Below are 12,094 nucleotides of genomic sequence, written 5' to 3' on the forward strand. Positions count from 1 at the left end.
GTAGAAGCGAGAGATTGGCAGGTGATAACACCCTGCCCATTCCATTTCGTTCTGCGAACGAGTAGGCCCCGGGTCTTCCTTTGGTCACCCGGGGTGACAGCGTGTATATCTTGTTCAGCCCTTCGTTCTGCTCAGGACGCGGATGCGGCTGTCGAATTCGCCGCGGTCGACATAGCAACCGCGCAAGTGGCGGAAGCCGGTGTTGGGGTCGAACGCCGCGCGGCCATGCAAAACACGGCGATTATCGAAAATGACCATCTCACCGCCGAGAAGTCGGGTGGTCATCACATAGGTGTCCGAACGGGTCATCTCCATGATCTTGCGATAAGCCCGGTAGTAAGGCTCCATCTTGTCAGCGGGCAAGTCGAAGATGCCCGCCAGATGCGCGTTGAAATGCAGTTCCTGCAGGTTTCCGAACGGATCCAGATCGATGACCATATGATGCCGGCGGATGTCGTAATCTTCGTCGTGAAAACGGAACGGAACGGGCGTTTCGGAAAGCAGCCGGAAGGCTTCCGGGTCCTCGCTCTGCAGGTCGGCTGCAATCGCAAAACCGTCGCAAAAGGTTGAGCCGCCGCCTGCTGCCTCGTTGGCAAGACAATGCAGAAACTGGAAGCCGGGTGGAAGTTCCTGGTTCGCCAGGTCCGTATGCAGCGGTAACGCGTCGGACGTATAAGCGAGATTGTTCGGGTTCGGCTTCGACATCACCTCAAAGGTCGTGCCGAAATTGGTCTCCCGCAAGAAACCGATACGGCGCGCCATTTCAATGCCGGCATTCTTGTCGTCCGCCATGCCGTCGACGATCGCAAGGCCCGTTTTCTTGGCGTCGATGAGAAACTCAAGCAGCGCAGCCTCGCTTGCCATCAGGTCACCCGCTGTCGCGCGCGGCAGCCGGGCCGGCGAAAAATCGCCGCGCCAGTGGATCGGCTCGACCCGGGCCGGGTCTATGAGGCCGATGCCTGGGCGGTGGTCGTAGAGCCACGCCGGATCGTAGCGGCTGACATGGGTCTCCCCGTCCCATGTCAGGACAATCGCGCCGTCATCGACTGATACATCGCTGATTGCAAGATCAAGGGGAATGCCGGTCAGATCGAACTGGCGTTCCTTGGTTTCAGGATGAAATCCTGTCGGGCAGTTGTCTCGAAGCCAGAGAAATGGAAAGTCCGCACTTTTACCGTCCTGCCAGACGACATGGAGCACGCGGTCGCTGCCGCGCAAGGTTGCAGTTGTCATGTTGATGTCCGTTGATATCTGGAAATTGGTCAATCAAGGCGTCCGTGGGGACGCGACTCAACAACGGCAGGCGGGAGGCGGCCACCACCAGTAGGCTTTGTTATGCGGATTGCCGGGATTGCGCCCGAGAAGGATGAGCATCCAGAAAGCCTTCACATGAACAGTCTTGCGGAAAATGACATCAATAAAAACGCCCAGCAACAGCTATTTGCCGGGCGTAAACACGTTTAAGTCATTGGACTTTCGCTTTTATGTCAATCCGTCGACGCACGCGCTGCAAGAGCGATCGCGATATAGCTCCAGCCGTTGACCAGAACCGAGATACCGGCGATCAGCCCAAGGGCCCAGGCAGCCGAACTCGGCAGATCCAGCCAGATCATCGCACCGGCGGCAAGTGAAACGATACCAGCCACCAGCACCCAAACCCAACCTTCATGCGGTTTCAGCTTGAAAGCCAGCAAAATCTGGCTGATGCCTTGCGCCACGAAGATGGCGGCGATGACCAGTGTCAGGGCAAATGTGCCGGCAAGCGGGTTGAGGTAAATCACGATGCCGCCGATCACGGCGATGACGCCGGTGATCAGGTTCCAAAGAAAGCTCGAGGTGCCCTGCGTCTTGAACGCATTGTAGATCTGCACGAGGCCGCCGACGAAAAGAACGACAGCAATCAAAATTGTGACGGCAATGGACGTTGCGAGCGGTGCAGCGATTAGAATGATCCCGCCAATCACCAGCGCGATCCCGAGCGCCAGGAACCAGCCCCAGTTCTCCTTGATCTTCGCTTTCATGTCTTCCACAGCCTGAACCGCATCTGCCATTTGGACCTCCTCACGTTCCGGTTGCTCTGGCACCGTAACCGCTTCGCAGCGAAACGCAAAATATTGATGACATTACGTTGGGTTAGCGCCTGTTCGGTCCAAATCTTGACATTTAGTGTGTATATGCACACAAAGGGGCATGGAAGAAGATGACTTCTCGCTCTGCGTCCTGGACAACTCCCGCAAGGCGGCACGGGCGGTCAGCCGCTATTACAATCGGCTCGCCCGTCAGGTTGGCATGACCTCCGGACAGTTTTCGGTGCTTGTGGCCATCAGGCAAATGCGGGAGCGAACCACAGCAGAGCTGGCAGACAGGTTGTCCATGGAACGAACGACCCTGGTCCGGAACGTCGCGCTGCTGGAGCGGGACGGACTGGTCGTTTCCGCCCTCGCCAAGGACGGTAAGGCCAAGTGTTACAGCGTCACGGACAGGGGTGAAGCATTGCTGCAGGAAGCGCTTCCACTATGGCGCAAGGCGCAAAAGGACGTGGAGACACTCCTGGGCAGGGAAGAGTTTTTAAAAACAATCAATGCGTTGCAGAGACTTTCGCAACTTTGAAACGGGCTCTTTGAATCACTTTCTGAAGAGCCTTGAAAAGCGCTTGAACGAGAAACACGTGACAGGGCGCGACAGGACATGAGCATAGCGAGGTAAAAATGCGTCGGGTGGTGGTAACGGGAATGGGGATTGTGTCTCCGGTCGGAACCGGACTGGAGGCTTTCTGGAGCCGGGTGACGGCTGGTGAGAACGGTATTCGCAGGATCAGTCATTTCGACGCTGGCGATCTTGCTTGCCAGATCGCAGGCGAAGTTCCCACAAAGGCAGAGGACGAATTCGGTTTCGATGTCGACGCGGTTCTCGAGCCCCGCGAACAGAGACGTTCCGACCGGTTCATTCACTTCGCCATGGGAGCGGCGCAGGAAGCCATGGCGAACTCAGGCTGGGAACCGAAATCGGACACCGAAAAAGAGCGCACCGGCACGATCATTGCGACCGGTGTCGGCGGATTCCCGGCCATGACCGCCGGAACCCGGCTGGTCGATGAAAAGGGGCCGCGCCGGGCGTCTCCGTTCCTCGTTCCGTCTTTCCTTGCCAATCTTGCCGCTGGGCAGGTGTCGATCCGTTATGGCCTGAAAGGTCCCATCGGTGCACCTGTTACCGCCTGCGCGGCCAGCCTCCAGGCCCTTGGCGACGCCGCCCGGCTGATCCGCGCCGGCGAAGCAGATGTCATGGTGGCCGGCGGAACCGAAGCTTGCATCGACAAGGTGTCCTATGCCGGTTTCTGCGCTGCAAAGGCGATGTCATCGAAGCGCAACGACGACCCGTCCCATGCGTCCCGCCCCTTTGATCAGGATCGGGATGGTTTCATCATGGGCGAGGGTTCCGGGATACTGGTTCTGGAAGAACTGGAGCATGCCAAGGCGCGAGGCGCCAACATTCTTGTGGAACTGAAAGGTTACGGCACCACGGCCGATGCCTTCCACGTCACCGCATCGTCGCCGGATGGCGAGGGCGGACTGCGGGCCATGCGTCTTGCTCTCGCATCTGCCGGTCTGACCCCGGGCGACATCGGCTATGTCAATGCGCACTCGACATCGACGCCGGTTGGAGATGCCGCCGAGATCGCCGCGCTCACGACGCTCTTTGAGGGAAGGGGCAAGGACCTGGCGGTCTCTTCGTCCAAATCCATGTTCGGGCATCTGCTTGGCGCGGCTGGAGCCGTCGAGGCCGTTGCCTGTGTGAAAGCGCTGACGAGCGGCCAGTTGCCACCCTCGCGCAATCTCGAAGCTCCGGACGAGGCCATGACGCGGTTCGAAATGATCCCCGGGAAGGCAATCGACCGTCAGGTAGACAACGTCCTGACCAACGGCTTCGGTTTCGGCGGCGTGAATGCCAGCGCGGTATTTTCGAGGATTTGAGGCATCCCTAGCATCGTCATCCCGGCCAAGCGCAGCGCGAGCCGGGATTGGGGAGACATGAGCGGCGGTTTTCGGGCTCGAAACAACCGGCGTTGTGCCTCCTTAATCCCGGTTCACAGCTTAGCCAGTGTACGGGATCCCGATCGTGGGTTCGCGGCAAACGCAGCGCTGCCCCGGCCTTGAGCCGGGGCCTCAATCCAGCGACATTCAGGTCCCGGATCAGGTCCGGGACAGCACATTCTTTGGGGGGGCGGCCTTCCAGACTTGAAACAGTTTGAGTTCCCATATATGAGAGAAATCTCATTAATGGGAATTTTTATGACTGACAGCGTACAAGACATCGGCCGGCGGATTGCGGGATTGCGCAAGGCACGGGAATGGCCGTTGGAAACACTTGCGGAAAGATCGGGAGTAAGCCGCGCGTCCTTGTCACGGATCGAGCGGGGAGACACCAGTCCGACGGCAGTTGTGCTCGGTCAGCTTGCCCGGGCGTTTGAAATCTCCATGGCCGATCTTTTCGGTTTTGGCGCGCCCGTCCTCGATGCAAAAATCGCACATACCGATCAGCCCGTCTGGGAGGACCCAGCGACAGGATTTCGCCGCCGCAGCGTGTCGCCGGCGAGCGGCGGTTTTCGCGGATCCGTCATCGAAGCTGAGCTGCCTGCGGGGGCAACGATTTCCTATTCCGTGCCGCCACTACCGGATCTTGAGCACCATCTGGTGCTTCTGGAAGGGAACCTGGTGATGACGATCGGTGAGGACCGCCACGAGCTTTCAGCCGGAGACTGTCTGCGCTTCCGGCTGAACAGCGCCAACGCCTACCACGCGCCGGGACCTAACCCGGCACGCTATTTGTTGACAGTGATCACGCCATGACCGAGTTTTGCCCGGAACCGCCGGTTTTTGTCCTGACGCCGGCCGAAGTCCGTTCGTCTGTGCCTGCACTTGGCAGCTTGTTGAGAGCCTGCGTTGAAGACGGCGCCGGCATCGGTTTCGTTCTGCCGCTGCCCCGGGAAAGGGCCGCCGCTTTCTGGAGCGCGCAGGTTCCCGCTTTGGAGGCGGGACAAACCTATCTGATGGCAGTGCGGGAAGGAGAGGCGATCGCCGGTGTTGTCATGTTGGCGCTCGCCCCTCAGGACAATGGCCGCCACAGGGCGGATGTCGCCAAGCTGATGGTGCACCCGGATCACCGGCGCAAAGGGCATGCCCGCAAGCTGATGGCAGCGATAGATGGTCTCGCCCTGTCGCTGAACCGGTGGCTGCTTGTCCTCGACACGGTCACTGGCGACCGCGCCGAACAGCTCTATCCCACTTGTGGTTATAGCAAGGTCGGCGTCATACCCGACTACGCCTATCGCAGCCACGGCTCCCTCGATGCAACGACCGTGTTTTTCAAGGACCTTCGGTAAGGGTTTCTTGCCGACTGTGAGTCCTCGACATTCTGAACCTCATCCTGAGGAGGACCGTCAGGTCCGTCTCGAAGGATAAGCAGCACACGCGCTCGCAAGCGGCCATCCCTCGAGACAGCGCTGCACGTTTCCTCAGGATGAGGGTCATTGTATTGAGGACAGTCTTGCAGTCAGGTCGTGCGCAGGTGTTGGCCCGTGATCACTCGTTCAGCAACTCCAGCTCCAGCCATTGTTCTTCGGCCGCATCCTTTTCCGCTGTCAGCTTGGTGATCTGTTGCGAGAGCTTTTGAAACCTGTCCGGGTTCTTCGTGTAGAGCTCCGGGTCGTTCATTTCGGACTGTAGGGTCTCAAGCTTTGCTTCAAGTTGCTCGATCGTGTCGGGCAGGGTTTTCAGAAGATGCTGCTGGGTGAAGCTCAGCTTCGATTTCGCTTTAGGGCTTTCCGCTGAACCATTTGATTGACTCTGCTTTTCCTTCTTTGCCGGCGCTGCTTTTTCTGTCTTGCGCGCGGTCACGCCTTCGCCGCGCTGGGCCAGCATGTCGGTGTAGCCACCGGCATATTCGCGCCAAAGGCCGTCGCCTTCCGAAACGATCACCGAGGTCGCGACCCGGTCCAGAAAATCTCGGTCATGTGAAACGATGAGAGCAGTCCCGGAATAGTCGGCAAGCAGTTCCTGCAGCAGATCAAGTGTCTCGAGGTCAAGATCGTTGGTCGGTTCGTCGAGCACCATCAGGTTGGATTTGTTTGCAAGCGCTCTGGCGAGCATGGCCCGCGCACGCTCGCCGCCGGACAACGCGTCAACCGGGGTCCTGGCCTGCTCCGGGGTGAACAGGAAGTCCTTCATGTAGGACATGACATGCTTGGTCTCATCGCCGATGACAACCGTGTCGCCGCGCCCTCCGGTCAATGCGGATGATAGCGTGTCGTTGAGATCGAGGTTCTCACGTTTCTGGTCAAGCGTGACCATTTCCAGGTTGGTGCCGAGCCGCGTGCTGCCAGAATCCGGTGTCAGCTCGCCGGTGAGCATTTTCAAAAGCGTCGTCTTGCCGGCGCCGTTCGGGCCGACAAAGCCGACCCGGTCTCCACGCTGAATGCGGGTCGAGAAATCCTTGACGATGGAGCGGGGGTCATAGGCCTTGGAAATGGCCTTGGCTTCGATCACAAGTTTACCCGAAACCTCTGCATCCGCCGCACTGAGCTTGGCAGTGCCTTGCGGCCCCCTGTGCTCCCGTTTTTGCTTCCTCAGGTCAGCAAGTTCGCGCACCCGACGCATGTTGCGCTTTCGCCGGGCCGTGACGCCATAGGTCATCCAGTGCTCTTCGCGCTTGATCTTCTGCGCGAGCTTCTGCTGGTCGATTTCTTCCTGCTCGAAGACTTCATCGCGCCAGGCTTCAAAATGCGCAAAGCCTTTCTCCAAACGCCGTGAGACGCCGCGATCGATCCAGATCGTGGCCCGGGAGAGATTTTCCAGAAACCGGCGGTCATGCGATATCAGCACGAGCGCGGATTTCAGGCTCTTCAATTCTTCTTCCAGCCATTCGATGGCCGGAAGATCCAGGTGGTTTGTCGGCTCATCCAGAAGCAGAATGTCCGGTTCCGGTGCCAGCGTACGAGCAAGAGCCGCGCGCCGGGCCTCACCACCGGAAAGCGCGTTCGGGTCTTCCTTGCCGGTCAGGCCGAGGACTTCGAGAAGATAGGCACCGCGATAGGGGTCATCGCCTTCGGTCAAACCTTCGTTGACATAATCGAGTGTCGATGCGTAGGCCGAAAGATCCGGATCCTGCGGCAGGTAGCGCACAGTGCGGCCGGGCTGGAAGAACCTTTCACCACTGTCCATTTCGATCTGTCCGGCGGCAATCTTCAAAAGAGTGGACTTGCCCGAACCGTTGCGGCCGACAAGACACAGACGCTCGCCTTCTGAAACGGACAGCTCGGCACCCGTCAGGAGCGGCGTGCCGCCGAAGGTCAGATGGACGTCGCGAAGAGTCAGCAGGGGCGGGGCCATGGCAACCTGTCTGGTGGTCGAAAGAACGGCGCCCGGTTTACTGGTCCCGTAGCACCCGCGCAAGCGTCAAAGCGGCGCTGGAAAAAGGGTGCGCAGATTTTTGATCGTTTTCAGCCGGATTTTTCTCCGGATTTGCGCTATGATCTTCCTGTGGTCAGGGGCCGATCATCAAATCGCCGGCTGAAAAGCCGGCAGGAGACTAAAGATGTTTGATCTGATCAAGGGTCCCGTCAAAGCCGGGAAAATCCTCAGGATTGTGAGATCCTGCGGTCTTGCGCTTGCCCTGTGTGTGGCCGGGACAGGCCTGACGAGCCTGGCAACTTCGGACACTGCGGAAGCCGACAGTTTCTATTTCGGCGGCAGCGGTATCGGTTTTGCGTTCGGTACGCGCGGATATCGCGGCGGTTTCTATTACGGCGGGCGTGGCTTCTATGGGCCCCCATATCGTCCGTATGGCGCTCCATATTATTATCACCCTTATGACCGCCGGGCTTATCCTTACCGCTCGCGCGTCTATGTCGCGCCTCGGCGCTATGTAGCTCCACGGCGTTATGTAGCTCCGCGACGTTACGTGGCGCCGCGCGCCTACGCCCGTGGACCCCAGCGTGTGCCATATACCAAGACCGGGCTGCCACCGTTTACGCCGCAATGGGTTGCTTATTGCTCGCGCAAGTTCAAATCCTTTAATCCCAACACCGGCACATATCTCGCCTACAGCGGAAAGTATCGTTTTTGCCGATAGGATTGAAATTTTGTTTCGTGCCCGGCAATCGGATTATTTGACGAAATAGCGATCCGGGGAAATATCCTTCCTTTTTTCTGGCGGTAGCCGCAAAAACATCGCCTTTTTGCGGCGTCGCTTGGAATATGCCGTTGGGAGATGCTTGATTGCTCGTAAAGAGCGTGGAATCTTGTCTACTATCGTTTCAATAGCTTCAACAAAAACCCATGAGGGGAGAGCGATATGTTCAAGTCCATGCGTGTGACAGCGCTTGCGGCTGCTTTGATGGCTGCTACTTCACTGACCGCATTTGCCGAGGTGGTCTACCACCGGGGTAACACCGCCGATCCGGAGACACTGGACCAGCACAAGACGTCGACGACTTACGAAGCGCATATCCTGCGCGATCTCTATGAAGGTCTTGTCGCCTACAGTGCGGACGGCAAGGTGATCCCGGGTGTCGCCAAGGACTGGAACGTTGCCGAAGACGGCATGGTCTACACCTTCAACCTGCGCGACGATGCCAAGTGGTCCAATGGTGACCCGGTCGTTGCCGGTGATTTCGTTTATTCCCTGCGCCGCATCATGACACCGGAAACCGGCGCGAAATACGCCAACATCCTTTATCCGATCAAGAACGCGGAGAAGGTCAACAAGGGCGAGCTGGCACCGGAAGAAATCGGTGTAAAGGCGCTGGATGACCAAACGCTGGAAATCACGCTTGAATCTCCGACCCCCTACTTCATTGAGCAGCTGACGCACCAGACCGGACTGCCTGTCCATCCGGCATCTGTCGAAGCGCACGGCACGGATTTCGTGAAGCCGGAGAACATTGTCACCAACGGCGCTTACACGCTTGCTGAGTTCATTCCGAACGCACACGTCAAGGCCGTCAAGAACCCGAATTTCCATGACGCGGACAATGTCCAGATCGACACTGTCTTCTACTATCCGACCGAAGATCGCGGCGCTGCGCTTCGCCGGTTCCAGGCTGGTGAGCTTCACACCAACAATGATGCTCCGACCGAGCAGGTCGCCTTCATGAAGGAGAGCCTGGGCGATCAGTTCCGTGTCGCACCATATCTCGGCACCTACTATTATGCCCTGAACCACGAAGACGAGACGCTGAGCAATCCGGACGTCCGCCAGGCTCTTTCCATGGCGATCGACCGTGAGTTCCTTGCTGACGAAATCTGGGGCGGCACCATGGTGGCCGGATACTCTTTCGTCCCGCCGGGTATTGGCAACTACGGCGAACCTGCCTTTGCCGACTACATGGACATGTCCCAGATTGATCGCGAGGAAAAGGCGATTGAGCTTCTGGAAAAGGCTGGCTTCGGTCCGGACAATCCGGTCAAGCTGACCATCAACTACAACACCTCCGAGAACCACAAGAACACTGCTGTCGCGATCGCCGACATGTGGAAGCCGCTTGGTGTTGAAGTGTCCATGCTGAACACCGACACGAAGACTCACTACGCGATGCTTCGCGACCGCCAGGACTTCGACGTTGCACGTGCCGGCTGGATTGGCGATTACTCCGACCCGCAGAACTTCCTGTTTATGGTTGAAAGCGACAACACCGGCTTCAACTATGCGCGCTACGAAAATCCGGAATACGACGCGTTGATGGACGAAGCTGCCGCCACGGTCGATCTGGAAAAGCGCTCGGAAATCCTGAAGCAGGCCGAAGAAATGTTCATGCGTGACCTGCCGTTCATTCCGCTGATGTACTACGGCTCGATGAACATGGTGTCCGACAAGGTCTCCGGCTTTGAGAATAACCTGCTCAATGTCCATCCGACCCGTTTCATGAGCATTTCCGAATAACCCAAGAACCAGAACCGGCAGGGACCTCCCTGCCGGTTTTTGCAAGGCGGCACTAAAAAAGACCGCCGGCACAACAACAACAGGGGCAGAACCTATGCACCGCTATGTGCTCGGTCGATTGCTCAGTGCAATCCCGACCCTCTTTCTGATCGTGACAATCTCGTTTTTCCTGATCCGGATCGCGCCTGGCGGTCCGTTCGATTTGGAACGTCCCCTCGAAGCCAAGGTGATGGAGAATCTGAACAAGATCTACCATCTCGACGAGCCGCTCTGGAACCAGTACCTGCTCTATCTGAAGAGCATCGTGCAGCTTGATTTCGGACCGAGTTTTTATTTCCGGGACTTCACGATCAATGAGCTCTTTGCGGCAAGTTTGCCCATTTCCATTCAACTTGGTCTGACGGCGCTGTGCCTGGCGCTCGTGGTTGGCGGCACCCTTGGCGTCATCGCGGCCCTCAGGCAGAACCAGGCGACCGATTACACGGTGATGGCTGCTGCGACACTCGGCGTGACCATACCGAATTTCGTCGTCGCACCGATCCTGACCCTGATCCTGGGAGTCTGGCTGGGCTGGCTGCCTGTGGGGGGCTGGAACGGAGGGGCCTTCGTCAACATTATCCTGCCGGTTGTGACGCTTGCACTGCCGCAGGTCGCCGTTGTCGCGCGTCTGACGCGTGGCTCGATGATCGAAGCGCTTCGCTCCAATCATGTGCGCACGGCACGGGCTTACGGGCTGACCGGTTACATGGTCGTTGTCGTCCATGCATTAAGAGGTGCGATCCTGCCGGTCGTTTCCTATCTCGGGCCTGCGGCGGCGGCGCTGCTGACCGGGTCGGTCGTGATCGAGACCATCTTCGGCATCCCCGGTATCGGCCGCTATTTCGTTCAAGGCGCGCTCAACCGCGACTACACGCTTGTCATGGGCACCGTCGTTGTCGTCGCCTGTTTCGTCATCCTGTTCAACCTCGTCGTGGATCTGCTTTACGCGCTGCTTGATCCGCGTGTGCGCTACGATTGAGGAGGGACAGACCATGACAATGACCGCAACAAGCAACGACGTTCCGGCAAAAGGACGCTCCTTATGGGACGACGCCCGCGACCGACTGCTCGCCAACCGGGCCGCCGTCGCCTCCATGTTCGTCCTCGTGACAATTGCACTCGTATCGATTTTCGGACCGATGCTGTCGCCGCACCAGTTCGACACGGTCTACCGCGACTACGTCAAGGTACCGGCCAGCCTGCAGGCCTATCCGAAGCCTGAGCAGGTCGAACCGGCATTCATGTCGGTCGCCAAGCGCGCCCGCATGACGGTGGACAGCTACGAACGTGACGGCGACACGGTGGTTGCAAACGTGACGTCAAGCCGGGAGATCGATCCCAGAGCGTCCCGGTACTTTGACCGGAGCAACCTCTTCAAGGATACCGAGATCGTCGACCTTGCCGCGGACAACAAGTCCGCGACCGTCCGGGCGCAAATCAACTTCATGCACTTTTACTTCGGCACCGACGCGAACGGCCGGGACATGATGACCCGGACTTTCATCGCCGGCCGGATTTCGCTGACGATTGGTCTTCTTGCCACCGTGGTTGCGATCTCCATCGGCGTGATCTACGGGGCTACCTCCGGTTATCTCGGTGGGCGGGTCGACCAGATGATGATGCGGGTCGTCGACATTCTTTATTCGCTGCCCTTCATCTTCTTCGTCATCATGCTTGTGGTGTTTTTCGGCAGGAACTTCATCTTGATGTTCATTGCCGTTGGGGCGGTTGAATGGCTTGATATGGCCCGTATCGTGCGTGGCCAGACACTGACCATCAAACGTCAGGAATACGTTCAGGCCGCCGAGGCGATGGGTGTTGCCGACGGTGGCATCCTGAAACGTCATGTCATCCCGAATACGCTCGGCCCGGTCGTTGTCTACATGACACTGCTTGTGCCCAAGGTCATCCTGCTGGAGAGCTTCCTGTCCTTCCTGGGGCTCGGCATCCAGGAACCGATGACAAGCTGGGGCGTCCTGATTTCAGAAGGCGCACGGAACCTTCAGGGCGCTGCCTGGATGCTCATCTTCCCGTCGATCTTCCTGACATCGACGTTGTTCGCGCTGAACTTTATCGGCGACGGACTGCGCGATGCGCTGGATCCGAAGGACAGGTAAGG

General features: G+C 58.4%; 11 protein-coding genes. 8 read left to right on the forward strand and 3 right to left on the reverse strand.

From position 1 onward, the window contains the following. Window positions 1-114: 114 nt before the first annotated feature. Together RBB47_RS13225 and RBB47_RS13230 are read right to left on the reverse strand one after the other, a co-directional pair. Window positions 115-1,233, reverse strand: coding sequence for a TauD/TfdA family dioxygenase (locus RBB47_RS13225; RefSeq protein ID WP_305986286.1), 1,119 nt, complete (start codon window positions 1,231-1,233; stop codon window positions 115-117). Window positions 1,234-1,487: 254 nt separating this feature from the next. Then, window positions 1,488-2,051, reverse strand: a complete 564-nt coding sequence (locus RBB47_RS13230; protein ID WP_305986287.1) for an HdeD family acid-resistance protein — start codon at window positions 2,049-2,051, stop codon at window positions 1,488-1,490. A gap of 139 nt (window positions 2,052-2,190) precedes the next feature. On the opposite strand from RBB47_RS13230, the gene RBB47_RS13235 reads away from it, so the two are divergent. From RBB47_RS13235 to RBB47_RS13250, 4 genes are all read left to right on the forward strand, one after another. Continuing rightward, window positions 2,191-2,610: a MarR family winged helix-turn-helix transcriptional regulator gene (locus RBB47_RS13235; protein WP_305986288.1), complete on the forward strand. Its 420-nt coding sequence runs from the start codon at window positions 2,191-2,193 to the stop codon at window positions 2,608-2,610. 98 nt (window positions 2,611-2,708) lie between these two features. Further along, window positions 2,709-3,971: a beta-ketoacyl-ACP synthase II gene (fabF, locus tag RBB47_RS13240; RefSeq protein ID WP_305986289.1), complete on the forward strand. Its 1,263-nt coding sequence runs from the start codon at window positions 2,709-2,711 to the stop codon at window positions 3,969-3,971. 318 nt (window positions 3,972-4,289) lie between these two features. Next, entirely contained in the window at window positions 4,290-4,847 is a 558-nt protein-coding gene (locus RBB47_RS13245; RefSeq protein WP_305986290.1) for a helix-turn-helix domain-containing protein, read from the forward strand. Then, window positions 4,844-5,380 carry a GNAT family N-acetyltransferase gene (locus RBB47_RS13250; protein ID WP_305986291.1) on the forward strand — a complete coding sequence of 179 codons (537 nt, stop codon included), beginning with the start codon at window positions 4,844-4,846 and terminating at the stop codon, window positions 5,378-5,380. Before RBB47_RS13245 ends, RBB47_RS13250 begins: the two co-directional genes overlap by 4 nt. A 199-nt stretch (window positions 5,381-5,579) precedes the next feature. On the opposite strand, the gene RBB47_RS13255 is transcribed toward RBB47_RS13250, so the two are convergent. After that, window positions 5,580-7,385, reverse strand: a complete 1,806-nt coding sequence (locus RBB47_RS13255; protein WP_305986292.1) for an ATP-binding cassette domain-containing protein — start codon at window positions 7,383-7,385, stop codon at window positions 5,580-5,582. Between the two features lie 205 nt (window positions 7,386-7,590). Between RBB47_RS13255 and RBB47_RS13260 the strand changes: the two genes are divergently transcribed. The 4 genes from RBB47_RS13260 (at window position 7,591) to RBB47_RS13275 (ending at window position 12,092) form a co-directional block, all read left to right on the forward strand. Further along, window positions 7,591-8,127 (forward strand): BA14K family protein, encoded by a 537-nt coding sequence (locus RBB47_RS13260; protein WP_305986293.1) that lies wholly within the window; start codon window positions 7,591-7,593, stop codon window positions 8,125-8,127. 222 nt (window positions 8,128-8,349) lie between these two features. Further along, entirely contained in the window at window positions 8,350-9,936 is a 1,587-nt protein-coding gene (locus tag RBB47_RS13265) for a peptide ABC transporter substrate-binding protein (RefSeq protein WP_305986294.1), read from the forward strand. 94 nt (window positions 9,937-10,030) lie between these two features. Continuing rightward, on the forward strand, window positions 10,031-10,954 hold the full coding sequence (oppB, locus tag RBB47_RS13270) for an oligopeptide ABC transporter permease OppB (protein WP_305986295.1): 924 nt from the start codon (window positions 10,031-10,033) through the stop codon (window positions 10,952-10,954). A gap of 19 nt (window positions 10,955-10,973) precedes the next feature. After that, window positions 10,974-12,092, forward strand: coding sequence for an ABC transporter permease subunit (locus tag RBB47_RS13275; RefSeq protein ID WP_305986475.1), 1,119 nt, complete (start codon window positions 10,974-10,976; stop codon window positions 12,090-12,092). Window positions 12,093-12,094: the final 2 nt, after the last annotated feature.

The organism is Roseibium sp. MMSF_3544 (genome assembly GCF_030732845.1).
Taxonomy (GTDB): Bacteria; Pseudomonadota; Alphaproteobacteria; order Rhizobiales; family Stappiaceae; genus Roseibium.